Here is a 25,451-nt window from a genome sequence, read left to right on the forward strand (position 1 = left end):
CCGGCGGAACGTGAGAGAGCGTCGGTCTGAAACAGGCGGAACGTGAGAGAGCGTCAGAAAGCCACGGGGCTTAAACACAAAAAAGGCCGGCAACCATAACGGTTGCCGGCCCTTTTCAGGACTTCGTGATTACCAGGAAGACTTGGTGATGCCCGGGAGCTCACCACGGTGAGCCATGTCGCGGAAGCGAACACGGGAGATACCGAACTTCTGGAGCGTACCGCGGGGACGGCCGTCGATCTGGTCGCGGTTACGCAGACGGATCGGGGAGGCGTTGCGGGGCAGCTTCTGCAGGCCGAGGCGTGCAGCTTCGCGTGCTTCGTCAGTCGCGTTGGGGTCAACCAGGGTCTTCTTCAGTTCGAGACGCTTGGCAGCGTAACGCTCAACAATGACCTTGCGCTGCTCGTTGCGAGCAATCTTGGACTTCTTTGCCATGTGTTTAGCGCTCCTCTCGGAATTCGACGTGCTGGCGGATCTTGGGGTCGTACTTCTTCAAGACCAGGCGGTCAGGGTCGTTACGACGGTTCTTGCGGGTTACGTAGGTGTAACCGGTGCCCGCAGTGGACTTCAGCTTGATGATCGGGCGTACGTCCTTGTCCTTTGCCATTAGAGCTTTACTCCTCGTGCCAGGATGTCAGCAACGACTGAGTCGATGCCGCGTACGTCGATGGTCTTGATGCCACGGGCTGACAGGGTCAGCGTGACATTACGGCGCAGGGACGGAACCCAGTAGCGCTTCTTCTGAATGTTCGGGTCGAACCGACGCTTGTTGCGACGGTGCGAGTGCGAAATGCTGTGTCCAAAGCCCGGCTCGGCTCCGGTCACTTGGCAGTGTGCTGCCATGACTCTCCTCCAAAGATTGAATGTAACGGCGTGCAGATGTTCCTGCGTTACCGTGCGACAGGCAGTGTCCGCATCCGGTCCAAACCATTTCGGTAGTTTCCGCAGCAACTGCGGCGAAGAAGGTTGGCCTCAGGACAGAGCAGTGGAAACCACTGAATCGGAACCTGGGATACCGGGCGAATACAGGAATGCACGCAACTTGAGCCCCTAACTACCGGCCACCGGGAGGTCAGTCAGACTGACACTCACCACCAACCGGAGCAATTGCACACGATCCGCACTACCTAGCGCCTAACTATTCTACGGGTCACGCCAAATTAAGACCAATCAGGAATCATAAGCCCTCGCCAGCCCTTTCACAGCAGAATGAAAGGAATCATGGCGAGTCTTGATTCATGACCTCGCTACTTACCTCCGGCTCACCGGTGAAAAGCGCTCCGGAAGGGGCCAAAGGGAAGCGGCCCACCGCCGTCGAACGTTTCCATTCGCAGGCACGACGGCGGCTGGCCCGGACCGACCTTCTGGGAGGCCTCGCGTGGTTGTCGGGTGCAGCGTCGGTGGCCCTGTGGCTGGCCGACGGCGGGGCGAACGGTTTCTCAGGCTTCGCGGGAACGATGACGGCGCTCGGGATCGTTGCCGGCTTGATTGGCATGGATATCGTCCTGCTGATGTTGCTGTTGGCCGCCAGGATTCCGTTCATTGACAACACCATCGGACACGACCGTGCCGTGGAGGTCCACAAGACCTTGGGCAAGCCGGCGCTTTATCTCCTGCTTGCCCACGGTGTGCTGCTGGCTGTCGGGTACGGCGCTGCGGAGGGACTGGATCCTGTCAGTGAGTCGGTCTCGCTGTGGGTGAATGTTCCGGACATGTGGCTTGCTTTCGTCTCAACGGCGCTGTTCATTGCCGTGGTGGTGACGTCCTTGGTGGCTGTCCGCCGCAAGTTCCCCTACGAATTTTGGTACGCAATACACCTGCTCACCTACGCGGCGGTGGGGACTGCCATCCCGCACCAGTTCAGCGTGGGCGGGCTGTTTGCGGAGGGCACCTGGCAGCGCTGGTACTGGCTGGTGCTTTGCGTGGGTACCGGCGCGGCCCTGCTCTGGTTCCGGATCTGGCAGCCCATCGCGGCTACGTTCAGGCATCAAATCACCGTGAGCAGGGTGGTCCGGGTTTCCCCGGGTGTCTTCAGTATCGAAATGACGGGCCGCAACCTTGCGCGGCTGGCAGGTTCCGGCGGCCGGTTCTTCTTTTGGCGCTTCCTGGCGCCGGGCCAATGGTGGCAACCGCATCCGTTCAGCCTGTCCGCCGAGCCCTTTACCGGACAGGGCAACCAGCCCGGGAAAATCCGCATCACTGTCCGCGCACTTGGCAAAGGCACAGCCGACCTGGAGCACATCAAACCGGGAACCAGGGTGGCCATCGAGGGACCCTACGGCATGTTCAGCACGGCCGCCAGGACCCGCAACAAGGTGGTGATGATCGGCGCCGGAATTGGCATTACTCCGTTGCGCTCGTTGCTTGAATCAACTCCGTTCCAGCCCGGCGACGCAACTGTGCTGCTCCGCGGCCACGACGAAACCGAACTCTTCCTCGACCGGGAAATCATGGCCCTGTGCCAAACCCGGGGCGCCACCCTCTTCCACCTGACGGGGCCGCGGTCCCAGGGCGATCACCCGTGGCTACCGCAGAACGCGGATCGGGCCGGCTTTGGACTCCACTCCTACGTTCAGAACATCACTGATGCCGACGTCTATGTTTGCGGGCCTGTGCCTTGGGCAGCATCGGTTGTCCGGGACGTCCAGTCCGCGGGCGTCCCCACCGAACAACTCCACTACGAAAGGTTCGACTGGTGAGAATTCGAGCAGCCCTCGCCACCGCAGTGGCATCGGCGGGCGTCCTCCTGGCCGGCTGGCAGTCAGGGGCCCATATCGCCGAGACAGGCACGGCAACCACAACCAGCCTGAGCAGCACCGCCAACAGCGGAAAAACCGGAAGTACCGGAACCAGTGGGACAACCGGCAAGTCCGGAACCAGCAGCGGCAGCGGTAGTACAGAAAGTACGACGGCGGCCACTTACGACGGCACTCAGGTTCAGACCCGCTTCGGTACAGTCCAGGTCCGGGTCACCATCAAGGACGGCAAGATCACCGAGGTCACGCCCCTCCAGCTCACGGACGCGGAACGGAGATCCGCGCAGATCAGCAGCCGGGCAGCTCCCATCCTGAGGTCCGAAGTCCTGCAGGCCCAGTCCGCCAACGTCCAAACCATCGGAGGCGCGACTGTTACCAGCGATGCTTACCTCACTTCCCTCCAGGCGGCCCTCGATGCAGCGAACTTCTAAGCCGCAACGGCTCCGGGCCCGCACGTTCCCCAGCATGGGCACCGTGGTGAGCCTGACCGTGGCAAGCACAGCGCCTGCTGACACCGCCGTCGATGAGGTTGAATCCGCCGTCGAGGTGGTTGAAGGCATTTTCACGCAACTGGACCTGACGTTCAGCCTTTACCGGGCAGGCTCGGAGGCGAGCCGCTTGAACCGCGGCGAGCTGGCCCTGGCCTCCGCCTCGGACACAATGAAGGAGCTCTACTCCGAGGCATCCGAGTGGCGGCTCGCCACGGAAGGAGCCTTCACGGCAGAGCGGCCGGATGGCGGTTTGGACCTGTCAGGGATCGTGAAAGCACATGCCATGCGGGAAGCGGCATTGTCGTTGAGGGCGATTGGGTTGCAAGACTGGTGCGTCAACGCCGGCGGTGACGTGCTGGTGAGTGGGTCGCCCGATCCCGTCCACACAGCTCCGGACACCCGTGAACCGTGGCTTGCGGGCATCGTGGATCCGTTGAATCGGCAGGCGTTGCTGGGGGCTTTTCCCTTGGGTCCCCTGAGCGCCTTGGCTACGTCCGGATCGGCAGAACGCGGGGAACATATATGGGCAGTTGGTTCGAGCAGGCCCGAATTCGCCCAAGTCTCCGTTGCCGCGTCGGACATCGTGACAGCCGACGTCCTTGCGACGGCCATCGTCGCCGGTGGTACGAATGCACTGGACCGGGCCGTGGAGGGGTGGGGCGTCGAAGTGCTGGCGGTCCGCCGGGATGGAACGCTTCTTTCGACGCCCGGTTTCAGGGAAGCCGCTTAGAGCGGCCTGACCAGTTCGGCGTACTTCGGGCTCAAGCCGTCCCCTGATGAGACTCCCCGCAGGCGGCGCGATACCCAGGGAGCCGCGGATTCCCTGACCCAGCGGGCATTGGCCTTCAAGGATTCCACCCTGTTGGCCAGCTTCATCGGTGCGAGCTCCGGCACCTCGATCGCGTGCTCATGCTCCAGGACGTCCAGCACCCGCTTTGCCATATTGACGTGGCCTGCGGTGGACATGTGCATCCGGTCCTCGCCCCACATGCGCCAATCGTCGTATTCGTCGAATCGCCAGTAGTCCACCAGCAGGGCACCATGGTTTTCCGCGATCTCACGGACCAGCTCGTTGTAAATGGCCGTACGCCCGCGCATGGCACTGAAGACTTTTGAGCCTTTCGCGTCAAAGCCCGTGAAGAGGACCACCGTGGCGCCCGTCGCGCTCAACTTGGCGATCCCGGCGTCGTATTCCTCCAAGAGCGCATCAATATCGATCTTGGGCCGCAGGATGTCGTTCGCCCCCGCGTACAGCGTCACCAAGGTTGGGTTCATGGCGACGGCGGCATCCACTTGCTCTGCCATGATCTGGCGGAGTTTCCGCCCGCGGATGGCGAGATTGGCGTAGCCGAAGCCCTCGTTGCTGTGGGCGAGCTGCTGGGCCACCACATCGGCCCAGCCGCGAACGCCGTTGGGGCGGGTGGGGTCGTCGTCTCCAACACCCTCCGTGAACGAGTCCCCCAGGGCAACATATCGGGCAGAAAAATCCATGCCGTCAGTTTGCCACTTCACCTGTTGCGGCCACAAAGCCCAGGGCTATTCGTCCGCCTAGGAGTCCCGAAGGATCCAGTGGTTGTTGTCCAGGCGGGCCACGATCTTCTCACCGATGCGTGCGAGGTCCGCGACATCCTCCGGGCTCAACGAATCGAGCATCAGCGTGCGCACGGATTCCACGTGCCCCGGGGCAAGGGACACGATGGTGGACATGCCGGCCTCAGTCAGGTGCGCAACGGTGACACGGGCATCGCCCGGGTGCGCCTGCCGTTCAACCCAGCCGCGCTTCTGCAACTTGGTGACCACATGCGAGAGCCGCGACAAGGAGGCGCTTGTCCGCGCAGCGAGCTCGCTCATGGGAAGGTAACGGCCTTCAGTTTCGGAAAGCATGGCCAGCACGTTGTAGTCGAAAAGGGAGAGCTTGCCGGCCGACTGCAGCTGGGTGTCCAACGCCGAAGGGAGCAAGGTGTTGATGCTGAGCAGCGCCAGCCAGGCACGGCGTTCGTCGGCGTTGAGCCAGCGGGGTTGAGTCATGAACCCATCTTATGAGAATCCGCAGCTTCCTTAGGTCTTCCTGACGGCCCAACAGATAGGCTGTGCGCATGTTCGTTGTCTCATTGACCTACAAGGTTCCCGACGAAATTGTCGACTTTCACCGCCCAGGCCACATGGCCTGGCTTAAGGACGCGTTCGACGGCGGGATCTTCCTCGCGTCGGGCCGTCGCGTCCCAGCCACGGGAGGCGTGCTGCTGTCCAAAGTCGACCGGGCCACGCTGGACGCATCCTTGGCCAAGGACCCCTTCTACAGCAATGGCGTAGCTGACTTCGAGATCATCGAATTCACCGCAACCAGCGTCGCGGAGGGTTACGAAAACCTGCTCGACAACTGATCCTCCCGCGCTCTGGCGGTACCAAGCCGTTCGGGGAGCACCACGGGCATCGGTTCCGGCCAACGGGCACCCAGGTGGTCCCCGCTTGAAACGCCCCGGAGCCGGCGCGAAAACCACGGTCCCACATCGCGCTTCAGCCAGGTGACGTCGTCGACGATGTTCTTGGCCAGGGACCGCTGAAGGGGAGCGGCGAGCGCCGGTGACTGGAGCGAGTGCGGCGCCCCCAGGACCTCCAGGACCTTTTTGGCCATGTAGCTGTGTCCGGGAGAAGCCATATGCAGGCGATCCGGGGCCCACATGCGGGGGTCCTGAAACTTTTCGAAGCACCAGTAGTCGACCAGGAGCGTCTGATACTTCGCGGCAATCCGCCGAATGTTGCGGTTATAGATGGCCGTGCGGACCTTGAGGGGTTCAAGCAACGGGGACAAAGGGACGTTGTAGCCCGTGAACAACAGCAACGTGGCTCCGCTGGCCTTCAGGCGGCGCACTGCATGCTCATAGTCCCGCATGAGCTGGGCCATGTTCAGCCTTGCCATCAATAGATCGTTCCCGCCCGCGTAGAAGCTGACCAACGTAGGACGCATGGCCAACGCGGGCTCGATCTGTTCATCGATGATCCGCTGAAGGCGGCGCCCCCGGATGGCCAGGTTGGCGTATCTTGTCCGGTCATCGGCCCTGGCGAGTTCCTCGGCCACCCTGTCGGCCCAGCCGCGGCAATTGTTCGGCAGCCGCAGGTCGATGTCGCCAACACCCTCCGTGAAGGAATCTCCGAGGGCCACGAACTTGGTCTGTTCCTTCACTGCCTTGCCTCCCGGTCCTGCATGAGCTTTTTCAGCCCGCCCTTGCGCGGAACCTGGACCGGCTGCGGCCAACGCGGGTTCAAGGTATCCCCCAGCGTGATGCCCCGCAGTTTGCGTCCGAACAAAGGCACCACCCAGTCATTGACCCAACGGCGCTGCCGGCGTTCCCACTCGCGCACAGACAAGCGGGTAGGTGGATCCCACTCCTTGAGCGAGATCTTGTGCGGCACGTTGAGGTGGTCCAGGACCTGGGCGGCCAGGTACTTGTGGCCTGCCTTGGACATGTGGAGCCGCCGTGCCTTTTGGAGGTTCTGGCGCATTTCCGCAAGGATGCGCGGCTGAGCATGGAGCTGGACGAGATCGTTGAGGACGACGAGGATAAGGTCCTGCACCCCACCATCGCCCCGGGGCAGGTCCCCAGGGAGTGGCTTGAGGTGCGCGCTGCCGCGTCCGCAGAGCTGTCCGGGCGGTACTGTGCGGTGACCGCCTCGGGCAGCGTCGCAGCCCTGTACCCGCACTTCATCGGACTGGCCCTGAGCCTGGGTCTGGCTGACTTTGACGCCGCGGCCCTGAAGGACGCCCGGCCCCGGCACCTCACCCAGGCCGTCGCGGCCTGGCTCTACGAGATGACAGACTTCGACGGCGTCACTTTTACCTCGCGTCACGGTGACGATCTCCAGCTCTGGGCCATCTTCGAGCGCCCCGGTGATCCACCGATCACGCCGAACATCCATAATGTAGTCGGCGAAGAACCACTGCAGCACGACAGGCCGGAAATCAGCAACTCGTTTCGCCTCCTCGGGCTGCAGTGGGAGAACGACTAAGTCGTCTTTTTCAACGGTCTACCACTCCGAAGCGGGCGAAGTCCTCCGCGAAGAAACCCACGAAGAAGCCAAGGCAACCGAAGTAGACACAAGAGAGGAGGGGCCGCCAGACAGCAGCCCCTCCTCTAACATCTGCCAGAACTAGCGGGTAAGGCCGTTCTTGCCTCTCTCCGAGCCCACTGCTGCCCCCGTGCGCGATTTTCTGGCCTTGACGGCTCCCTTTCCCATGGTCACCGCTGCGCTGGGGTGTGTGCCCTCGCTGCGTGCGGCTGCGAGGCGTCCGCGTATCTGGGTCTCATTCGCGCCGGTGTTGGCCAGGGACTCAGCGAATTTCTCGTGGTGTTCGGCCGAGCCGTAGTCGGCCGCCGATGTGCTCTCCGTTTTGAGGCCCTGGTCTTTGAGCCGGCTGCTGTCGTTGCCGGTGACGCGGTTCTCGATCTCGCGGCCGAGTCCTTCCATGCGGGCAAAGAGTTCCTTCTCAGCGCGTTCGTACCGCTGTTCCACTGACGCCCGTTCGGAGCCTTGGAAGCCGCCCTCTGCCAGGAGTTTGGCTTCGTGCATGTCCTTGGCGGCTTTCACAAATTCGGGATCCTCGAAGTGCGAGGCGCCGGCCCCGTTGATGTTCGCGGTGGTTTCCTTCCGCAGCTGGTCAAGGTCGGGTCCGTGGATGCCGTCTTTGCCGATGAGGAACATGCGTTCCTTGATGTCGGCGTCGGCGACTGCAACGGCTTTGGGGGTCTTGGCGTTGTGAGCCCGTTGCAGTGCCTGGGCCAGCTCGGGGTTGGCCAGGTACTCCAGGGGCACCTCGTGGCGTTTCATCTCGGGGGCCAGTTTCGCGGCCTGGGCGCGGAGTTCTTCTGCGCGGGCTGCTGCGAGAAGCTGCATGGCTTTCTCGTGTTCCGCGGCGGCTCTGCGTGTCTCTTCTTGGCCGCGCGCCAGCTCATCCTGCCGGGCCTTTTCCGTGGTGATGGCCTGGATCCCTGATTCCAGGTAGGCGGCGTCCGGGCCGACGTCGTGGGTGTCGATGCCGTAGCGGGTGAGAACTTCCTGACGGATCTTCTCCGACGCTGCCAGCGCGGCCGGGTCCTGGTCCTTCCAGCCTTCGGCGACGGCGTGTGCCGTGGCGATGTCGCTCGGCTGCGCCTTGTCCCACCACTGGTCCTTGCCCACGGGTGTCAGCGCTGCGTGCGCGGCACTGCGTTCAGCAGCGAGGCGTGCCTGGGCTTGGTGCGCTGTCTGGGCGTCCTGGTGTTCCTGTTGCCGCTGGCTCTCCTGGCGTCGGCGTGCCAGTGTCTCGGCAATGCGTGAGGCGATCATCAGCGACTGCCGCAGACCGCCGTCCAGGACGTCATCCATTCCATCTGATTCACTCATGCTGTTCCCCTTGCAGTTTGGTGGTGGACTTTATCGGTCGAGGCCCGACCCGGAGTCGCGTCGGCTGGGCTGGGAGGTCTTTGCCGGTGTCGGCGTCGATGGCACGGCTGATCCCGGACGGATGGGCACCATGCCGCGCCGGGCGATATCGATCGCCCTCTGCGGCGCTGCAGCGTCGGGGGCCGGCTGCTGCTCGGCACCCACCAAAACCGTCTTGGGCATGGTCTCGGTGAACGGGGCCAACTGCTCCTCAACCACCGAACGAATGCGCTGAGCCTCACGGGTCCGACCGGACTGGGCGTGCATTTCATAAACTGCAAAGGCCGTGTTGATCAGCTGCACCATCAGTGCCGTCTGCGCGGCCGTCTTGTTCTTGCTCGACGCGGCCATGAACAACATGGCAGTACCGGCAATCGACGGGAGAGCGACAGGTTTGCTGTGCTGCCTTGGTGCGCGCAACTGGGCGGTGCGGGACAGTTCAGCAGCGGTGGCCGCCAGCGGCCCGGGGGTCGGTTCGAGCCGGTACGACCATGCCGCGAACGCTCCTGATACTTCCCGGGCGGCCTTCGCCCAGGTTGCGTGATCATCACGTGGAACGGTGCGCAACTGGTCCGCCAGGGCGGTCGCGTTGCGCGTGTACTCCACCCATGCCTCTGCCGGCGGCGTTGCATTCTCCGGTCCGGTCTTTGAGACCGTGCGCTTGTTGCGTGCCGCTGCGTTCCACTCCGCTGCAGCTTCCGTGGCGAGGTGCGGGGTGTCGATCCATTCCTCCCGGAGGGCTCCGAGCTTCAGGTCAGAGGCGAGGGTCCCGCCGCCGAACCAGATAGGCCGCTCACCCTGGGGGGGTCGTTCAGCTACGGAGTACCCAACAACGACGTCGGTGGTGTTCTTGGCGTAGCGCGGCCGAACCAGCAGGCCGGTGTCGCGGGCCCGGCGTACGAACTCAGCTTCGGTCGCTGAGGCACTGGCGCTGGCCCGTACTTTCCGTGCCAGTGATGACCGGTGCATTTCGCGGTCGTCCCTGACGGCGGTGGCCTTCTCGGCCCGGTCGTATCCGCGGGTGGCGTGCACCGTGGAGAGCTGTTCCAGACCGTACTTGACCTCAAGCTCGCGGCAGGTCTGCTGTGCACGCTTGTAGTCACCATGGGTCGATGCTTTGGTGCCGTCCTCGCGAACCAGCGAGACAGCCAGGTGAATGTGATGGTTACCGTTCTCGGACGTGCCGTGGTTCACCGCGGCCCACCGGCACCGGGCCTTGCCGCTGGCCTCGGTGAAGCCCATGGAGTCCACGAAGTCGTTCGCGATATCGCCCCACTGCTGATCCGTCAGTGCACCCTCTTCGGCGCGCAGACTCAGCGAGCAGTGCCACACGCTGGCGTCCTTGTACCCGACGTGCACGCGCTCCTTCTTCGCCGCGTCCCACTGCATGTCTTTGATCTGAACCGAGACACCGAACATCTTGCGCGGCCGGTCCAAATGCTTGGCGATCGCCAGGGCATCGTCCCGGTCCAGAACACCGTCGTCGTACCACGCCATGATTGCAGCATCCCCTGCTACCAGGTGAGGATCCTGGTGGGCGTTCTTCGTCTTGTTGGCATCGGTCGATGCCAGGTAAACCATGAGCCCGCCCATACGCGAACCGCGAGTGATGTTCGGAATCATCCCTGCATCAGCCCGTCAATGGCGTCGTCGATTCGCATGGCCACGGAACGTATGTGCTTCAACGCTTCGCGCGCCTCAGCGGGTAACTCGCTCGTGGCGTTCGCCTGCCGTGCGAGCTGGTTGATGTTGTTCGAGGAACGGGCCAGAAGGTTGTGCAGGGACATCAGCTCCGCAGCAATGGCGCGGCGTTCCGTAGGTGAATCGGAGTGCTCCGACAGAGCTGACGAAATCAGCAGGTTCGGAACAGTGACCTTCTCGCGCTCAGCCCTGGCGACGAGTGCGGCTTCTTCCTCCACGGTGACCCACACGTCACGGCGCTTCTTGGTCCCTGCGGGTTTGTTCTCACGGCGCCGCCGGGAGAGTCGGGAACGGACGCCATTCTCTTCAGTCACTCGTTCCCCCAATCCTTCGAAAGGCCCAGCGCAGCGACCCCGGAACCGGGGACCACACTGACCAGTGTGCCGCACTCGACCGCCAGTGTCGAGCGCGACAAGCCACTTACACCCGTGTAAGTGTATAGCTTGCTCCGTAAGGTTGACTTTTCGGGTTTTTGGAGCCGCTGTGCACAGTCCTGAAAACCCGAAAAGTCAACGCGGTGGAAAACCCGTAGAGTCGGGGCATGGACATCAACGACATCGCCGCCAAGGCGGCCGCAAAAATTGACGCCGCCCGGGACACCAAAGTCAACGCTGTGAAGACCGCCGCTGCCAGCAGTGTTGAACTCGCAGAAGCAGCCCAGCTACTTTCAGCCGCCGAACAGAAATATGCCAAGGACTACCAGACAGCCCTCCGCGCCGACTGGACCGAATCCGACCTGCGTGGCTTTGGCCTCGACGCTCCTACGAAGAAGTCCGGCGGGCGGCCGCGCGGCCGGAAAGCCGTCCAGGAAGCTGTTCCGGTGGCAGGCGGTTCGGAGCAGTAACCCCTCGCCCACACGTGCACGGCAAAAGCTACTTCCTTCGGGCTTTTCCCGTGCACCTGTGGACGACTGGACCCACCTGACCGCCTGCGCCCAACCACCACGTCACCAACGCGCCCACGTCGCCACGGGGTGGGCGGTGGCTGGGCACAGGCTCAGTACGGTGCGGGGTCGGGAACGGGATGGTTCCCCATGGTCCAAGCCTGTCGCCGCCGACGCAGCACCCGAACGGGGTCGGGTTCTTTTCAGCAGGGACCACACATCGGACAAGCGGCGCGCGGGACCCACAGGCTCGGAACCGGGGACGCTGAAAACCTTCGAAGACTCATGGGGGCAACCGTCGAAGTACTGCCCGCTATTACCACCGTCGCCAAGCGCAGGGCACGCCAGAAACGACAACTATTGTGAGGTGAACGTTTGTGGGTCTGCAAGTCTTTTTCCGGAGACGTAAGCCGGCGGCCAGGGATGCTGTCTCCACTGTCGTTGTAGCAGGTGAGCCGGAGCCCCAGGAGCCGCTGACGCCTCAGCAGATGGCAGAGTTGCAGGACGCTTGGGACGAGCTTGCCGAAGCAGCCAAAGCATCTGAAGTTACGGGCGTTGTCGTTTTCAGAAGTCGCCTGCACCACTTCATGCGGAAGTATGGCCTCGGTGCACAGGACTGTTGACATCCGTTTGTCAGAAGTCATCTGCACTGCCGGCATCTGGTTCCGGCTGCTGCGTACCCTCCTGGACGAACTCACCACAGCCCAGGGACGATATGGCCGGCAACTGGACGACATGCGTCGTGTCTGGGAACACTGCGGTCACCCGTTCCGGGCAGGGCTGTATTCGTGGCAACCGTTCGAAACCCTCCATTGGACCGCCCAGCAGCAGCTGCTCGAAGCAGCAGCAGTCGCGATGGAACTGATCGAAGCCGGCTCACTGACTGCTTTGGGTACCTCCGCCCACCTACTCCTGCCCGAACCCGCCTCCAATGTCGGCGACGGAACCCGGCCCGCCGCACCGACAGCAACGGCCGGTGATCAAAAGGAACCGACTCTGGATGAGCTGTGGGACCGGGTAGTCGCAGCATTTGACGCCGCCGTAGAAGCTGCAAGAGAAGACCAGGAGACCGCCAAAAAACTCTACGACTTCGCGCTATATGGACTCGGCAATCGAGGGTCGGGCAACGGAATCCGCGAAGCATTCACCGAGCTCAAGATCCCCCTCGATTTTCTTTCACATAAAGATAATGGCGAACCCTTTGCATGACTTAGTATAAGTAACGGGTTAAGTGACAGTTTTCAGGATCGTCCAGATTTCGGATCTGGGTGTCACTTAAACGAACGTATAAATAACAGAGGAGCAGTCCCGTGCTGGTTGGATACATGCGGGTCTCAAAAGCCGATGGCTCACAGACCACGGACCTGCAGCGGGATGCACTCCTGGCCGTCGGCATCGACGCGGATTCCCTCTACGAAGACAGGGCCTCAGGAAAGAAGGATGATAGACCCGAGTTGGCAGCGTGTCTCAAGGCACTGCGCGACGGCGACACTCTGGTCGTATGGAAGCTCGACCGGCTGGGCCGGGACCTCCGCCACCTGGTCAACATCGTCCACGACCTGACCGAGCGCGGCATCGGGCTCAAAGTCCTCACAGGCCAAGGCGCAGCCATCGACACCACCACCGCCTCCGGAAAGCTCGTCTTCGGGATCTTCGCCGCACTGGCCGAATTCGAACGCGAACTCATCTCCGAACGCACTCTCGCCGGACTAGCCTCGGCACGGGCACGTGGCCGCAATGGCGGACGTCCCTACAAAATGTCCCCCGCGAAACTCCGGCTCGCCATGGCATCCATGGGGCAGCCCGGAACTAAAGTCAGCGACCTCTGCACCGAACTCGGCGTCACCCGCCAGACCCTGTACCGGCACGTCTCACCATCCGGAGAATTACGGCCCGATGGGTTGAAGCTGCTCACGAAAGGCAAGAATCCATGACTTCCCAATCCCGGCCGGCCGCGGTCATTGGGCAGCTGCACCATATCGAGCTGTTGGTACTCAGCATGCGCCGCGCCAAGGCGTAGTGGGGCAGGTGGCGAGCTCGGATTCACCCCGTTCCGCAGTCGTCCACAGGCCGCAGCTGGCGCCTTAACGCCACTTATCGCCATCGAAGGTTCCCCCGATATGCCACGATTCTGATGCATTAAGTGGAGGGAGCATCATCCTTTCGGCCAGGAAAAGACCATTCCTTTGGAGTCCCAAACGGCCGATGTGCCCCTCCTGGGTTGGGGAAAGAATTAGGTATGTCAAGGGAAGGCTCGGAGGTGCGGGCCAACCTCTCAACACTTCTGAAACACCGGGAAGCTTGCGATGAAGCGGATAGCGTTAGTTAACAGCAGATGGCATGGTCCGTCCACAGAGCGTCCGCTGCCTGCACTACCAGACTCGGAATTGAAAGAAGAGGTCTGTCGATCCTGCGGCTCCTCCCTCGACATCCTGGACTGCCCCTTCTGCTGGGGATCCGAGCCAGAACATTGCCGGCCCCTGCGCTCCCCGGAGCCTGAGTATCCGTTGAGGGCAGCGTAACCGCGAGCCCTTACATGGGGTCATCGTGCAGCGTCGTTGACGGCGGAAGCAACCTGATCACAGCCGCTGCCGTTTGAGATAGTTGTGCAACGTTGGGATATTGCACCCGTCATCAGGGACCACGGATCGTCCCTTGAAGGATGGGCGTCCCACAAACCAAGGAACTTGAATATCCTGGTCGGAGCTGCAGCTCTCCGGTGTGACTGCCAGGCAGAGATGTTGGCTACGGCTGCAGCGTGCGGGCGTCTCCTGCTGCGGAGCTCCCTGTGTATACGGGTGGTGCGATGGCACGCTACCGCCAGAGAGGTTGCTCCTTTGTCAGCCCGTAAGGGACCTCCGGGCTGACAAAAACTTTGTAGGACGCATACCCGTGTTGTGTCATCATGATGCCGTGGCGGCCCTCGCGGATTGCGTACGCGCGGACGGTGTCCACTGCGGAGGTTAGCTCGCTCTGCAAGCTATCCGGGTCGTCTACGGTGACTTCCAGAATCGGACCGGGGTGCTGGGTGATCATCTGGCTTCCTAGTCTTGAATGGCAGCTTGTGGCCGGGTTTGCATCACGGCCGGTGGGAATCCAGGACGGAGCGCTTTAGGTGCCACATAGGGCACGGACGTCACGACCCTCACGTATGGTTTCGAACCGGTTCCAGGCCGCTGAGGAGCACCGAAATTCCGAAGTCGAAGGAATCCGGCTCCTGATTTTGAGTTAGTCCTGTTGCCATTGTGGGGGTGAGATTTTCTGTGCCCGACCTGTCCATGCGTCGTGCCCCTTCCTCAGCCAGTACCGATCCGAGGATAAACCTGTCCAAGGTAGTGATGATGAGTTGGATCTTTGTCCCATCAAAACCTGCCGCGGCGAGGTTTTCAGCCCAATATTGGCGGATCCGGCCAGCTGCTGGGTCAACGAGCGGAGACGCCGCCAACACAGCCACGAGCCTTGAATGACGTGCGCAGGCCCCGTGGTACTGCCGGGCCCCGTGTTCAATCGCACGCCAAGCCGGAAGTGGTGCAGGCAGAAGAAAGTCTTTGAAGATCCGTTCTCTCATCAGCTCGATGATGTGGCGTCGTCCAGTCACATGGTTGTAGAGCGCAGATTGCCGGACCTGTAGATTGTGGGCCACCTTTTGCATGGTGAAGTCTCCCTGCAGGGCCATGATTTCTGAGGCAGCATCAATGATGCCTTCGACGGAAAGCAGCGGCGTGACTGGGCGTCCCACTGGGTGCCCTCCTTCTACAGATGCGTTTCTCGTGTCTGCAAGCAGACTTGACACGACTGCCGACGCCGTTTCGGGGCGGCGCCAACCATGTCTAGGGGACGGCCGCTCCCGAGCCGGTTTGCGGGTGGTGGATCTGCCGCAAGCCTGGCCCGGAAGCGGACTGCCGTGGTGGCCCACGGCTATGCCGATAACATTGGTTGATGGTCCTCTCGGCCGCCTGACTCGGCTGCCGTGGCAACTACGGACATTTTTGGGTGCCCTCCATCATTGCGGGACGGACTCTTCCAAACGGGAATGCGTGATGGCCGTTGCCGCGCGCCGTCCCATCCGGATGGCCCCGTCGACGTGCTGGTAGCCAAGTCCTGCGAGATCGCTGGATGCGAACTGGATGGGACCAACTGGTTGGCGTTGGTCGGGACCGAAACGGGTCAGTCCCCCGAGGTCGAAGCTTGCCGCGTAGGCGCCTCTGGTCCATTCTTCGCTTGCCCAGTCGCTCTCGTAGTAGACCTCTGGGGCCAGGGCCTCCGGGCCGTAGTAGCCTGCAAGCGACTCGAGGATGCGCTGTTTGCGCTCGTCGGCCGAGAGCATGAGGACGCCGTCGGCGTTTTCGTCGGAGACGAACCCCACGAGGGTGCCGCGGCTGTCTTCGTAGTTGGTGTTGTCGTATGCCTCGTGTACCAGCTGGTAGGGGCTGAAGGCGGTACCGGATAGTCCGTTCTCCCGCCAGAACGGGCGGTCGTACACGGCGTGGACCTTGATGACCAGGCCCAGGGAGAGGTGCTGGTGGAGCTGGTGCTGGCGACGGGGCAGCGGCGGTTCGAACGACACCCGGCTTATGAGGTTTGGCGGGACGGCCATGATGGCGTGTTTGGCTTGAACGGTGAGGCCTTCGGCGACGGCCGTGACGCCGTTGTCGTTCCATTTCAGCGTGTGGACCGGCTTTCCGAGATGGATGTCGGAGCCCAGCCGCTCAGCGAGCAGGAGGGGAACCTGCTGCAATCCGCCGATGACGCGCTTGTCCAGAATAAAATCCGCGTCAACCAGGTGGCTGAAGCTCCCAGCGCTGGCTGCCATCAGAAGCGCCTGAAGGGCAGAGAAGGCGTGGGCTGGCTTGGTCAGCATGGCGCCCGCGATGAACATACCAATGTTGTCCCGCGCTTCTTTGTTGTCTGTTTGGCTGCGCAGCCATCCGTCAAAGGAAATCCGGTCGAGTTCCCGCGCCCGGAGGTGGTTCCATGGCTCATCTGCGTCGATCTCGGCCGTGAGGGCGTCGAGCCGCTCGATGAGCACTTCCATGACCGAAGCCGTGTCCGGATCCACGGGAAACATCGGTCCTGCAAACCGCGTGAGATCTCCTTGTTCGCTCCGGTAGATGCTTTCGCCGGCCTGGTACCGTGAAAATGTCTCCAGACCGAGTTCGGCGATTGTCTCCATCAGGGCGTCCTGGTCGGGGGAAACCCATTGCCCGCCTATTTCCAGCACCGCCCCGTCGATGACACCGGTCCAGATCCTGCCGCCCACACGGTCTCGGGCTTCGAGAACGGCGACACTCAGTCCCGCGTTCCTCAATTCGTGAGCGGCGGTCAGGCCGGCAGCTCCCGCCCCGATAATGACGACGTCCTTTTCAATGTGTTCCATGTGATACCTCAAATCTGTAGGTCCAGCGCTGTGCGGAATGACTCCGTTGTAGATGCCTGGCAATATGTCCGCTGGGGTCCGGCGGGGCAGGGCAGAGAGCCTCGCGCCGCGGCCTCTGGTCCGCCGATATGAATGGCGCAAGGGGGCAGTTCCACCGGATTGTTGGTCTAACTGCGTTCGGTGCGCGGACGGAGAGGATGATTCGGCCGGTGAACCGGGTCTATTGGAACCCGGCACACCGGCGGCTTGTTGTGCTCTGGGGCTAACCGACGATGGCCGGGTCCAATTCTTCTTCGGCTGTGTCAAGGGACTCGGAAGAATCGATCGATGGCGGGGGGGAGAGCTTGTGGGCACCGTAGTAGAGGGCGCCGGCCAGGACCATGGTGATGAAGGGCGTAAGTTGCGAGACAACAGGAAAAGCCGTCTGCTCCGTAAGGATGATTCCAACGGTTGACGCCAGCAGCCAGGCGAGGGCGCCAAGGCTTACGGGTTTCAGACTGGCCGGGCGGATGTCCGGGACACGGTCCGTCTTCTTCCAGTTCAGGCCGATGTAGACCAGTGCGATGGCAACCCATGCCGTGACGAAGACTCCCTGCCAGGCCAGCGCTTTCAGCAGGTAGCTCAGGACGTCGGTGAGCATGAGCAGGAAGGTCAGGGCTCCGGTGACAATCACCCACACGTAGCGGGGCAGATTCAGGCGGAAGGCCCGGCTGGCGAAAGCGGAGAGATTCTCCGATGCCACGAAGTAGTTGGCAGTGTTGATGCGCGTCTGGGATACGAGGATGACCAGCAACCCGGCAAATCCCAGGGAGGAAATGAATGCCTGGACGACTCCGGTTTCGGATGCTTCAAGCCCCCATGCGCTCATGATGTAGATGCCGATGAGTCCGTTCAGGGCGAACGCGAAGGCGTAGAAGACCCAGCCAAAGGCGACGGTTCCGAGGAACTTTTCGTCTTTTTCCCGGCCGAGGCGTGCGTAGTCAAAGGTGTACATCATGAGGACGTAGACACCCATGTAGATCAGGTAGGAGGTCAGCCAGCCTGGCAGCGTGGACGCGGCAGCAGCGTGCCCGATCCAATCGCTCGGTACGCCTTTGAGGAGCGTTGCGGCTACGACGACAGCGATGAGGCCGGCGACATAGAACGGCAGCAGAAAGCCGTTGAGGCGGTCGAGCCAGTTCTGCACGCTGCCCACGGCCAGGGGGATCGCATAGATGACAACAATGCCATACCAGAGGACCATGCTGCCGCCGAAGAATTCGTGGAACGCGACGGCGATGATCGATCCTTCGAATACTGCGTAGTAGATGGCCGTGGCCGCGAGAATGAGGGAGGCGAGGGCGGAGCCGACCAGACCAAAAAGGGTCCGGGAGAACAGGCTCACGGTCAGTCCGGTCCGTGCCGCGTAGCGGGATAGGACGAGATTGATGGCGCCGTAGGTTGCGATGCTCAGCACCATGCCGATCACCGTGTTGAGGACACCGACTGCTCCTGCTGAAGCGACTGCGATGTAGAGCCAGAACATTGCGGAGAACAGTGCCCACCACGCCATTGTGACGGACCACTTGCCGACGCGCTTCGAAGCGGGCAAGACGTAATTTGAGTACGACAAAGTTTCACCTCTTAGGTGTGATCAAACTGACGGAACCGGCGGCGGAGACCGCCGGTTTTTTGCCTTGTTGACCCCTAGGCCAGCTGCAGACGGCCGAGGGTTCGGCCCGTGCCCTGGGCGTTTCGCTCAGGGTTACCGCAGCAACGGGGTCATTTGTCCGGGAGCATTTCGCGCCGACAGATCCATGTCTGCGCTAATGGGCGTTCCGCCAAGGCATACCGCCACCGGTTGTTGCCTCCAGCGCGACGGCAGCGGATTTTGGCCGCCGGGAGTCTGGATTGGCCGAGTAGGTACCACTGGAGATCACGAACAGGGACGGAACTCCTGGGGTTTCGAGGGATTTGATCGCGCCATGTTTGGGCTAACCTGGCCCGCCGCTGATGGAGGACCGTCCCTCGGAATCAGTGAAACACGGTCCGGTCGCATTGAGCGGAGTCGGCCGAAAAGATCATCCTTTCGGCCACGAAGAGATCATTCTTTTGGGTTTCCGAACGGCTGATGTGTCCCTCCTCACGCGGGGAAACAATTGAACATGCACCCGTTTGGACGACGTTCGCCGGGAACAGCCGGTCTGGCCCTTCCACGCCAGGCGTCGTCTACACATTCCCCAGGGATCAACGAAGCGACCGCGGGAGCGGGAGCCGCAAGAACAAAGAACAGAGGACATTGTGGCCTACAGAATTTCAGTTGACACCGGTGGTACGTTCACGGACGTTGTTATCACCGACCATGACGGAACCATCCACATCGGAAAGGCGCTGACGACGTACCTGCGTGCCTTCGATGGAATTGCCCAGGCCATCGAGCAGGTGGCGACCGAGCTTGGTGTCAGCACCTCAGCCCTTCTCGCGGACGCGTCGCACTTTGCCTATGGGACGACCCGGTCCACGAATGCCATCGTCGAACACAAGACTGCGCGTACTGCTTTTCTGACAACGGCAGGATTCCCGGACACCCTGTTGTTGCGCGAGGGCGGGAAGCTCGGTGGAGCGTTCTCCCAGCGCGAATTCAGCGCCCCCTACGTTCCCCGCTATCTGACTTTCGAGATCGATGAGCGTATCGACAGCAGCGGCGAAGTGTTCAGCCCCCTGGACGAGGCAAGCGTTTTGCGTGCCATCGACCAGTGTCGGATCCACAGTGTCGACGCGGTCGGGGTGAGCCTGCTGTGGTCCACCGTCAACGGTGAGAACGAGCTGCGTGTCGGGGAACTTCTGGACGAACACCTGCCGGGTATCCCCTACACCCTGAGCCACCAGCTGAACCCGGTACTGCGCGAGTACCGTCGCTCGTCTTCCACTGTGATCGACGCCTCGTTGAAGCCCCTGATGCAGAGCTTCCTCGGGGAACTCTCCGATGACCTCCGTGCCCACGGCTTTGCCGGGAAACTCCTGATATCCACAAGCTTTGGCGGTTCGTGGCCTGTCGACAAGATGATCGAGCGGCCGATCTACAGCGTCGGTTCCGGACCCTCGATGGCTCCGCTTACCGCCCTTCAGGCCGGCATCAATACGCTCAAGGACGCGGAACCGAACCTGTTGGTCTGCGACACCGGCGGAACCACCTTCGACGCCGGTCTGATCAGCAACGGCAACATCCACTACAGCGCGGACACCTGGCTAGGCCAGAAATGGACCGGTCACATCACTGGAACGAAGTCCGTCGACGTCCGCTCCATCGGCGCCGGCGGCGGTTCGATCATCAGCGTCGACGGCGGCGGACTCGTCCGCGTCGGTCCCGAGAGCGCCGGCGCTGACCCAGGGCCGGCGTGCTACGGCCGCGGAGGTACGCTCCCGACCATCACGGACGCAGCTTTGGTGCTGGGGTACTTTGACCCGCACGGTTTCATTGGAGGCAAGCTGCGGCTTGACGTTCCGGCGGCCCGCGAGGCACTGCGACCCGTGGCCGAGCGGCTCGGCGTCTCCATCGAGCAGGCTGCACGGGGCGCGCTGATCCTCGCAAGCCAGAACATCGTCTCCGCGGTCCGGGAAATGACGGTCTCGCAGGGCATCGACCCCCGGGAACTGTCCATCGTCGCAGGCGGCGGCGCGAGCGGAGTCAACATCATCCAGATCGCCCGCGAACTCGGCGTCCAGCAGGTCGTCCTGCCCATGACCGCCGGCGCGCTCTCGGCAGCAGGTGCGCTGAACGCGGACATCATCTCGGACTTCACCGTGAGTTCCTTCGCTTCGTCGCGGGACTTTGACATCGAATCCGTGAACCGTGCACTCGCGGCCGTTGAAGCGCAGGCCGATGCATTCATCGAAGACATCGCTTCCCTCGAACCGGTTACAGTGCGTAAATCGCTTAGCGTCGATGCCCGTTACCCGGGCCAGGTGTGGGAACTTGAAACACCCCTTCCCGGACTCCGGATCGAGAGCCATAACGACGTCCAGGCTTTGAATCAGGAGTTCCACCGGCAGCACCTGCGCGTCTTCGCCGTAAACGACCCCGCCGAGCAGATCGAATGCCTTGTCTGGAAGATGCGGGTCACCGCAGTGCTGGACAAACCATCCGTACCGGTCAAGAAGGGCGACGGCCGCCCTGCCGAACCGGTTCGGCACCGAACCGTGCTTTTCGCCGCCGCCGATGTGCCGGAGACGCCCGTGTACCAAGGCGAATCACTTGAAGCGGGCACAACGGTGTTCGGTCCCGCCATCATCTTCCTGGCCACCACGACGCTCGTCGTAGACCCGGGTGCCACCGTATTCGTCGCGACGAGCGGCGATTTCATCATCGATGCAGGAACCAACGACCAGGCCGCAGAGCTTGTCGCCGCCGAGGAGGCACACGCATGAAAACCGACCCCATTCTGATGGCCGTCATCTCCAACCGGTTCGACAGCATCGTGCGGGAAATGGAGAACACTCTGCTTCGCACAGGCCGCAGCGGGGTGCTGAACATGGCGCGGGACTTCTCTTGCGCCATCACAACCGGCGAGAACGAACTGCTCTCATCCGCAGAAGGCCTCCCGTGCCACATCTTCGGTGCGCACCTGATGACGGGCGCCATGACCGAGCTGCACGCTGATCTGGCGGACGGTGACGCGTTCCTGCACAACGACCCGTATCGCGGAAACTCTCACGCGGCCGACCACACGATCCTTGTGCCCGTGTTCTTCGAGGGCGAGCACATGTTCACGACCCTCGCCAAGGCCCATCAGGCCGACGCCGGCAACTCGGAGCCTTCAACCTACATGCCGTTCGCCAAGGACGTCTACCAGGAAGGGGCGATCGTCTTCCCGTGTGTCAGGGTCCAGAAGGACCGCCAGGATGTTGCCGACATTATCCGGATGTGCCGTTCGCGCATCCGTATCCCCGACCAGTGGTACGGCGACTACCTCGCCATGGTCGGGGCGGCGAGAGTCGCCGAAGCCAGGCTCAAGGAACTGTGCGAACGTTACGGGAAGGACATCGTCAAGCAGTTCATCAAAGACTGGATGGACTACTCGGAAGAGAAGATGGCGCAGGCCATTGCCAAGCTGCCCGCAGGGACGACCCTTGGCATAGGGAAGCACGATCCGATCGAAGGCATTCTTCCGGACGGCGTCGAGATCCGTGTAAAGATCACGGTCGACCCTGCCGGAGGGCGCGTCAAGCTGGACCTGACGGACAATATCGACTGTGTCCCGGCAGGCATCAACGAGTCTGAGGCCTGCACCGTAAGCAACGTGATGACAGGCGTGTTCAACTCGCTGGAATCCGGGATTCCTGCCAACTCCGGGTCCTTCCGCCGCATTGAGCTGCTGCTGCGCGACAACTGCATCGTCGGTCGCCCCCAGTTCCCGCACTCGACGTCGGTGGCGACCACCAACATCGGTGACCGCCTTACCGTCACCACGCAGAAAGCAATCGCCGACGCGTGGGACGGATTTGGGGCAGCAGAGGGAGCAACCGGCCTTGGCCCGGGTTTCTCCGTGGTCTCCGGCACCGACCGTCGACAGAACGACGCGGCTTTCGTCAACCAGGTCTTTCTGGGATCCCAGGGCGGACCGGCAAACCCCGACTTTGATGGTTGGGTCACCTATGGCCTCGCAGTCGCTGCCGGACTCATGTTCCGCGACAGCGTGGAGCTGTCGGAACTGAAGTATCCCTTCCGTGTGGGTGAACTGCGTATCCGCCAAGACTCCGAAGGCGCCGGGCGCAGGCGCGGGGCCCCCGGTGCCACGGTGCATTTCGGCCCGAAATGGGACCCCATGGAGGTCGCCTACGTAACTGACTGTGTCTCGTTCCCTCCGCGCGGTACACAAGGTGGCCTCCCAGCTGCTCGGAACATCCCGTTCAAACTGGACCGCGATGGCAAGGAAACCGAGATCCGGCCTCTGGGTACCATTACACTCCAGCCCGGCGAGGAAATCGGACAGCACTCCACCGGCGGTGGCGGCTACGGTCCGGCTTTCGAGCGCGAAACTGAACGCGTCAGGCAGGACGTTTTGTCCGGATTCGTCTCCTTCGAGCGGGCCCGGGAAGTGTACGGCGTGGCCTTCACCAATGAGCAGGCGACAGCTGAACTGCAGATCGATGCCGCTGAAACGTCCCGCCTGCGCGCACGCCACGCGTCGGCCTAACCAGGAAGCATAGGTGTCACGGGTGTCTGAACTGAACACCACAGGGTCAGGCACCCGTGGCATGCCCGTTAGCTGTGAAAGAATGTGGCCGTGAGCTCAAAAGAAGCCTCTGATCGGCTGAAAAGGGCCGCCTTCGATGCGGTGCCGCTCGCAACTGCCATCTTCCGCAAGGAGCGCGCCGACAGGCTGGTGTTTCTCGACGGGAACAGCGAGTTTGATGTACTGCTCCAGGAAAGTTCTAAAACGGACCAAGGCGCCGCGATCAGGCCAGGGGCAGCCCTTAGCAAACTGGTGGCCGCCTCTCTCTCCACGACGTCCGAGCCTCACACCGTTTCCGTCCAGCTAGGTGAACATCAGGGAGCCTTCCGGTTGAGGGGCAGGCCCTTCAGCGTGCCAGATGACCCGGCTGAATACGTGGTTGTCCAGCTCAGGGCGCTCACAGAGCAGGAGTCCACAGAGCATGATCTGCATTCGACGATCCGGCAGCTCAAGGACCTTCTGGACAACTCGACGGCCCTGATGTACACCAAGGACCTCAGCGGGCGGTACGTCATCGTCAACGACTATTTCGCCAGGCGCTTTGGCACGAGCGCGGAATCAATCATCGGCCTCACCGATCACGATCTCTTCGCCGGACCGATCGCCGATGTCTACCGCGATAACGACAACATGGTGATCAGAACCTGCGATTCCATTGAAGTCGAAGAACCGCTCGCGATAATAGGCGACCGGACCGACCCTGACGAGGACAGCCGCTGGCTCTCCATCAAGTTCCCCCTAATCGACGATGCGGGCCGCCCCTACGCGCTCGGTGCGATCTCCACCGACATCACCGACCGCAAACGCGCCGAGAGAGCGGCCCGCGACGCCATGCACGAGGCAGAACGCGCCAACCGATCGAAGAGTGAGTTCCTGTCCAGGATGAGCCACGAATTGCGCACACCGCTGAATGCCATCCTCGGCTTCGCCCAGCTGCTTCAGGACCTCCCGCTCAGCCCCAGGGCAGCCGAAAGCGCCGGCCACATCCTTGATGCCGGCAACCATCTGCTCTCCCTCGTCAACGACGTGCTTGACATCACCTGGATTGAAGCAGGAGCCCCCGGCATTGCCACGACCCCCGTGCGAGCCATCGAATCCATCCACCAGGCCCTCGAGCTCATGCGCCCGCTCGCGGCGGCCCAGGATATTGAAATCGCGAGCGACCTGCACGGTGCCCTGCACCGCTACATTCTGGCCGACACCCAACGGCTCCGGCAGGTTTTCCTGAACCTGCTCGGAAACGCCGTTAAGTTCAACAGGGCGCAGGGTGCGGTCCGCGTCTGGTGCGAACTCGCAGAGGGATCCCTTCGCTTCCTCATCACGGACACAGGCCCCGGCATGTCCGAAGACGACGTTCAACGGCTGTTCACGCCCTTCGTCCGGCTGGCCCAGGCCGCTGAGGTCGAAGGGTCGGGTCTGGGGCTGGCGCTTTCCAGGAAGCTGGTCGAGGAAATGGGCGGTGTCCTGGGCATCGAACACACGGCCCCGGGAGAAGGATCGACCTTCTTCGTTGAGATGCCGCTCGGGCCCGAACCGGAGGAAGAAGTCCCAGTACCGGAATCCGGGATCGGAACGGTCGTCATCCCCGGCGGGGCAGAGGCGACCATCCTGCATATCGAGGACACCTACGCCAATATCCGCTTGGTCGAGAACATCATTGCCGGGATGGGCGACCTCAACCTCGTCTCCGCGACCAGCGGCAGATCCGGAATCGCCCTCGCCCGCGAGATTTCCCCCCAGCTCATCCTGTTGGATGTGAACCTGGCTGACATGTCAGGCATTGAGGTCGTGAAGCAGCTGCAGCAGGACGAACGCACACGACGAATCCCCGTCATTGTCCTCTCGGCCGATGCAACGCCTGCCCGCATCGCAGAGCTGCGCGGCATCGGAATCCTGGACTACCTCACCAAGCCCTTTGAAATCCACCACTTCGCACGAACCATCCGCAGCGCTTTGGCGCTGCCATGAAGATCCTCACCGTCTTCATCGCCGACGACCACCCCGTGTACCGGGAAGGGCTGGCCCGAAACTGGGAGGCAGTACCGCAGATCAATGTCGTGGGATCCGCAGGAGACGGCAGAAGCGCACTGGCGGCCATCCGGAAGTTGAATCCCGACGTGGCAGTCATGGACCTGAAACTGCCCGAACTCGACGGCATGCAGGTCCTGGAACTGCTGTTCGCCGAAGGCTCGCCGACCCACATACTCGTGCTGACCGCCTACATGGACAGCACGACCGTCTACCGGGCCTTCGCCCACGGCGCACGAGGATTCCTCGAGAAAGCCGCATCCTTTGACGAGATCACCGACGCCGTCCTTCAGGTCGGCGCGGGCGGAACCGTCATCGCCGCCTTCGCCCAGGACCTTCTCGCCCGGGAACTCCGCACCCGCAAGGACACCCCGGAGAAGCCGGTTCTTTCCTCCCGGGAAGTCGAGATTCTCCGACTCGCAGCTGACGGGCACTCGGGCCAAAAAATCGCCAGCGAACTCCACATCTCCCTGGCGACCGTCAAGACCCACCTCCAGCACATCTACGACAAACTCGATGTCTCCGACCGTGCCTCCGCCGTCGCGCAAGCCATCCGCCGCGGCTTCCTGCGCTAACAAT

25 protein-coding genes and 1 pseudogene are annotated in these 25,451 nt (G+C 62.3%); 12 read left to right on the forward strand and 14 right to left on the reverse strand.

The window, feature by feature from the left end; translation table 11 throughout:
• Window positions 1-129: 129 nt before the first annotated feature.
• From rpsN to rpmB, 3 genes are read right to left on the reverse strand one after another with little or no spacing between them, the layout of a single operon-like run.
• Window positions 130-435 carry a 30S ribosomal protein S14 gene (gene rpsN / locus ABHM97_RS00005; protein ID WP_011776360.1) on the reverse strand — a complete coding sequence of 102 codons (306 nt, stop codon included), beginning with the start codon at window positions 433-435 and terminating at the stop codon, window positions 130-132.
• Window positions 436-439: 4 nt separating this feature from the next.
• Window positions 440-607: a 50S ribosomal protein L33 gene (gene rpmG, locus ABHM97_RS00010; RefSeq protein WP_003798558.1), complete on the reverse strand. Its 168-nt coding sequence runs from the start codon at window positions 605-607 to the stop codon at window positions 440-442.
• Complete coding sequence (gene rpmB / locus ABHM97_RS00015) at window positions 607-843, reverse strand: 50S ribosomal protein L28 (protein WP_011776361.1); 237 nt, start codon at window positions 841-843, stop codon at window positions 607-609. Before rpmB ends, rpmG begins: the two co-directional genes overlap by 1 nt.
• Before the next feature lie 395 nt (window positions 844-1,238).
• Here rpmB and ABHM97_RS00020 point away from each other — a divergent pair, with 395 nt between their 5' ends.
• The 3 genes from ABHM97_RS00020 to ABHM97_RS00030 are packed head-to-tail and all read left to right on the forward strand — an operon-like array spanning window position 1,239 to window position 3,977.
• Entirely contained in the window at window positions 1,239-2,699 is a 1,461-nt protein-coding gene (locus ABHM97_RS00020) for a ferredoxin reductase family protein (RefSeq protein WP_349469138.1), read from the forward strand.
• Window positions 2,696-3,187, forward strand: coding sequence for an FMN-binding protein (locus tag ABHM97_RS00025; protein WP_349469140.1), 492 nt, complete (start codon window positions 2,696-2,698; stop codon window positions 3,185-3,187). The genes ABHM97_RS00020 and ABHM97_RS00025 overlap by 4 nt, the downstream gene beginning before the upstream one ends.
• Window positions 3,171-3,977 (forward strand): FAD:protein FMN transferase, encoded by an 807-nt coding sequence (locus ABHM97_RS00030; RefSeq protein ID WP_349469141.1) that lies wholly within the window; start codon window positions 3,171-3,173, stop codon window positions 3,975-3,977. Before ABHM97_RS00025 ends, ABHM97_RS00030 begins: the two co-directional genes overlap by 17 nt.
• Here ABHM97_RS00030 and ABHM97_RS00035 read toward each other — a convergent pair.
• Both ABHM97_RS00035 and ABHM97_RS00040 read right to left on the reverse strand, forming a co-directional pair.
• Window positions 3,974-4,738: an SGNH/GDSL hydrolase family protein gene (locus ABHM97_RS00035; RefSeq protein WP_235520927.1), complete on the reverse strand. Its 765-nt coding sequence runs from the start codon at window positions 4,736-4,738 to the stop codon at window positions 3,974-3,976. The two genes, ABHM97_RS00030 and ABHM97_RS00035, sit on opposite strands and share 4 nt — an antisense overlap.
• 57 nt (window positions 4,739-4,795) lie before the next feature.
• Window positions 4,796-5,275: a MarR family winged helix-turn-helix transcriptional regulator gene (locus tag ABHM97_RS00040; protein WP_235520929.1), complete on the reverse strand. Its 480-nt coding sequence runs from the start codon at window positions 5,273-5,275 to the stop codon at window positions 4,796-4,798.
• Between the two features lie 68 nt (window positions 5,276-5,343).
• On the opposite strand from ABHM97_RS00040, the gene ABHM97_RS00045 reads away from it, so the two are divergent.
• Window positions 5,344-5,631, forward strand: coding sequence for a YciI family protein (locus tag ABHM97_RS00045; RefSeq protein WP_235520931.1), 288 nt, complete (start codon window positions 5,344-5,346; stop codon window positions 5,629-5,631).
• Here the strand turns inward: ABHM97_RS00045 and ABHM97_RS00050 are convergent.
• A complete protein-coding gene (locus ABHM97_RS00050; protein ID WP_349469143.1) occupies window positions 5,607-6,431 on the reverse strand; it encodes an SGNH/GDSL hydrolase family protein in 825 nt (274 codons plus the stop codon). The two genes, ABHM97_RS00045 and ABHM97_RS00050, sit on opposite strands and share 25 nt — an antisense overlap.
• Window positions 6,428-6,724, reverse strand: a pseudogene (locus ABHM97_RS00055) (SGNH/GDSL hydrolase family protein); the annotation flags it as partial. The gene ABHM97_RS00050 and the pseudogene ABHM97_RS00055, both read right to left, overlap by 4 nt.
• Before the next feature lie 51 nt (window positions 6,725-6,775).
• Between ABHM97_RS00055 and ABHM97_RS00060 the strand changes: the two are divergent.
• The gene (locus ABHM97_RS00060; protein ID WP_349469144.1) at window positions 6,776-7,255 is read left to right on the forward strand and encodes a hypothetical protein; all 480 of its coding nucleotides are present in this window, start codon (window positions 6,776-6,778) and stop codon (window positions 7,253-7,255) included.
• Between the two features lie 141 nt (window positions 7,256-7,396).
• On the opposite strand, the gene ABHM97_RS00065 is transcribed toward ABHM97_RS00060, so the two are convergent.
• From ABHM97_RS00065 to mobC, 3 genes are read right to left on the reverse strand one after another with little or no spacing between them, the layout of a single operon-like run.
• On the reverse strand, window positions 7,397-8,629 hold the full coding sequence (locus tag ABHM97_RS00065; protein ID WP_253031004.1) for a hypothetical protein: 1,233 nt from the start codon (window positions 8,627-8,629) through the stop codon (window positions 7,397-7,399).
• A 30-nt stretch (window positions 8,630-8,659) separates the two neighbouring features.
• Complete coding sequence (locus ABHM97_RS00070) at window positions 8,660-10,291, reverse strand: relaxase/mobilization nuclease domain-containing protein (protein ID WP_349469146.1); 1,632 nt, start codon at window positions 10,289-10,291, stop codon at window positions 8,660-8,662.
• Entirely contained in the window at window positions 10,288-10,683 is a 396-nt protein-coding gene (gene mobC / locus ABHM97_RS00075; protein ID WP_253031005.1) for a plasmid mobilization relaxosome protein MobC, read from the reverse strand. The genes ABHM97_RS00070 and mobC overlap by 4 nt, the downstream gene beginning before the upstream one ends.
• Window positions 10,684-10,910: 227 nt before the next feature.
• On the opposite strand from mobC, the gene ABHM97_RS00080 reads away from it, so the two are divergent.
• The 3 genes from ABHM97_RS00080 (at window position 10,911) to ABHM97_RS00090 (ending at window position 13,186) form a co-directional block, all read left to right on the forward strand.
• Complete coding sequence (locus ABHM97_RS00080; protein ID WP_253031006.1) at window positions 10,911-11,213, forward strand: hypothetical protein; 303 nt, start codon at window positions 10,911-10,913, stop codon at window positions 11,211-11,213.
• Window positions 11,214-11,858: 645 nt separating this feature from the next.
• Window positions 11,859-12,461, forward strand: a complete 603-nt coding sequence (locus tag ABHM97_RS00085; protein ID WP_349469147.1) for a hypothetical protein — start codon at window positions 11,859-11,861, stop codon at window positions 12,459-12,461.
• 101 nt (window positions 12,462-12,562) lie between these two features.
• Complete coding sequence (locus tag ABHM97_RS00090; protein ID WP_253031008.1) at window positions 12,563-13,186, forward strand: recombinase family protein; 624 nt, start codon at window positions 12,563-12,565, stop codon at window positions 13,184-13,186.
• A gap of 880 nt (window positions 13,187-14,066) precedes the next feature.
• On the opposite strand, the gene ABHM97_RS00095 is transcribed toward ABHM97_RS00090, so the two are convergent.
• The 4 genes from ABHM97_RS00095 to ABHM97_RS00110 all read right to left on the reverse strand — a co-directional run bounded on the left by ABHM97_RS00095 (window position 14,067) and on the right by ABHM97_RS00110 (window position 18,220).
• On the reverse strand, window positions 14,067-14,288 hold the full coding sequence (locus ABHM97_RS00095) for a hypothetical protein (protein ID WP_253031009.1): 222 nt from the start codon (window positions 14,286-14,288) through the stop codon (window positions 14,067-14,069).
• A gap of 109 nt (window positions 14,289-14,397) precedes the next feature.
• On the reverse strand, window positions 14,398-14,991 hold the full coding sequence (locus ABHM97_RS00100; RefSeq protein WP_253031010.1) for a TetR/AcrR family transcriptional regulator C-terminal domain-containing protein: 594 nt from the start codon (window positions 14,989-14,991) through the stop codon (window positions 14,398-14,400).
• A 264-nt stretch (window positions 14,992-15,255) separates the two neighbouring features.
• Window positions 15,256-16,629, reverse strand: a complete 1,374-nt coding sequence (locus ABHM97_RS00105) for a flavin monoamine oxidase family protein (protein WP_253031028.1) — start codon at window positions 16,627-16,629, stop codon at window positions 15,256-15,258.
• Window positions 16,630-16,891: 262 nt separating this feature from the next.
• Window positions 16,892-18,220 (reverse strand): purine-cytosine permease family protein, encoded by a 1,329-nt coding sequence (locus tag ABHM97_RS00110; RefSeq protein WP_349469148.1) that lies wholly within the window; start codon window positions 18,218-18,220, stop codon window positions 16,892-16,894.
• 689 nt (window positions 18,221-18,909) lie between these two features.
• Here ABHM97_RS00110 and ABHM97_RS00115 point away from each other — a divergent pair.
• The 4 genes from ABHM97_RS00115 to ABHM97_RS00130 all read left to right on the forward strand — a co-directional run bounded on the left by ABHM97_RS00115 (window position 18,910) and on the right by ABHM97_RS00130 (window position 25,447).
• Window positions 18,910-21,036, forward strand: a complete 2,127-nt coding sequence (locus ABHM97_RS00115; protein WP_253031011.1) for a hydantoinase/oxoprolinase family protein — start codon at window positions 18,910-18,912, stop codon at window positions 21,034-21,036.
• Window positions 21,033-22,805, forward strand: coding sequence for a hydantoinase B/oxoprolinase family protein (locus tag ABHM97_RS00120; protein WP_253031012.1), 1,773 nt, complete (start codon window positions 21,033-21,035; stop codon window positions 22,803-22,805). Before ABHM97_RS00115 ends, ABHM97_RS00120 begins: the two co-directional genes overlap by 4 nt.
• 90 nt (window positions 22,806-22,895) lie before the next feature.
• Window positions 22,896-24,812, forward strand: coding sequence for a hybrid sensor histidine kinase/response regulator (locus ABHM97_RS00125; protein ID WP_349469149.1), 1,917 nt, complete (start codon window positions 22,896-22,898; stop codon window positions 24,810-24,812).
• Complete coding sequence (locus ABHM97_RS00130; RefSeq protein WP_253031015.1) at window positions 24,809-25,447, forward strand: response regulator; 639 nt, start codon at window positions 24,809-24,811, stop codon at window positions 25,445-25,447. Before ABHM97_RS00125 ends, ABHM97_RS00130 begins: the two co-directional genes overlap by 4 nt.
• Window positions 25,448-25,451 lie beyond the last annotated feature (4 nt).

The organism is Paenarthrobacter sp. CAP02, assembly GCF_040137855.1.
Lineage (GTDB): Bacteria > Actinomycetota > Actinomycetes > Actinomycetales > Micrococcaceae > Arthrobacter.

What these genes read in the sequence shown, in the direction of transcription:
- rpsN (WP_011776360.1), bottom strand. Translation starts at nt 435, where the DNA reads ATGGCAAAGAAGTCCAAGATTGCTCGCAACGAGCAGCGCAAGGTCATT.
- rpmG (WP_003798558.1), bottom strand. Translation starts at nt 607, where the DNA reads ATGGCAAAGGACAAGGACGTACGCCCGATCATCAAGCTGAAGTCCACT.
- rpmB (WP_011776361.1), bottom strand. Translation starts at nt 843, where the DNA reads ATGGCAGCACACTGCCAAGTGACCGGAGCCGAGCCGGGCTTTGGACAC.
- ABHM97_RS00020 (WP_349469138.1), top strand. Translation starts at nt 1,239, where the DNA reads ATGACCTCGCTACTTACCTCCGGCTCACCGGTGAAAAGCGCTCCGGAA.
- ABHM97_RS00030 (WP_349469141.1), top strand. Translation starts at nt 3,171, where the DNA reads ATGCAGCGAACTTCTAAGCCGCAACGGCTCCGGGCCCGCACGTTCCCC.
- ABHM97_RS00035 (WP_235520927.1), bottom strand. Translation starts at nt 4,738, where the DNA reads ATGGATTTTTCTGCCCGATATGTTGCCCTGGGGGACTCGTTCACGGAG.
- ABHM97_RS00040 (WP_235520929.1), bottom strand. Translation starts at nt 5,275, where the DNA reads ATGACTCAACCCCGCTGGCTCAACGCCGACGAACGCCGTGCCTGGCTG.
- ABHM97_RS00045 (WP_235520931.1), top strand. Translation starts at nt 5,344, where the DNA reads ATGTTCGTTGTCTCATTGACCTACAAGGTTCCCGACGAAATTGTCGAC.
- ABHM97_RS00060 (WP_349469144.1), top strand. Translation starts at nt 6,776, where the DNA reads ATGGAGCTGGACGAGATCGTTGAGGACGACGAGGATAAGGTCCTGCAC.
- ABHM97_RS00065 (WP_253031004.1), bottom strand. Translation starts at nt 8,629, where the DNA reads ATGAGTGAATCAGATGGAATGGATGACGTCCTGGACGGCGGTCTGCGG.
- ABHM97_RS00070 (WP_349469146.1), bottom strand. Translation starts at nt 10,291, where the DNA reads ATGATTCCGAACATCACTCGCGGTTCGCGTATGGGCGGGCTCATGGTT.
- ABHM97_RS00080 (WP_253031006.1), top strand. Translation starts at nt 10,911, where the DNA reads ATGGACATCAACGACATCGCCGCCAAGGCGGCCGCAAAAATTGACGCC.
- ABHM97_RS00095 (WP_253031009.1), bottom strand. Translation starts at nt 14,288, where the DNA reads ATGATCACCCAGCACCCCGGTCCGATTCTGGAAGTCACCGTAGACGAC.
- ABHM97_RS00105 (WP_253031028.1), bottom strand. Translation starts at nt 16,629, where the DNA reads ATGGAACACATTGAAAAGGACGTCGTCATTATCGGGGCGGGAGCTGCC.
- ABHM97_RS00120 (WP_253031012.1), top strand. Translation starts at nt 21,033, where the DNA reads ATGAAAACCGACCCCATTCTGATGGCCGTCATCTCCAACCGGTTCGAC.
- ABHM97_RS00130 (WP_253031015.1), top strand. Translation starts at nt 24,809, where the DNA reads ATGAAGATCCTCACCGTCTTCATCGCCGACGACCACCCCGTGTACCGG.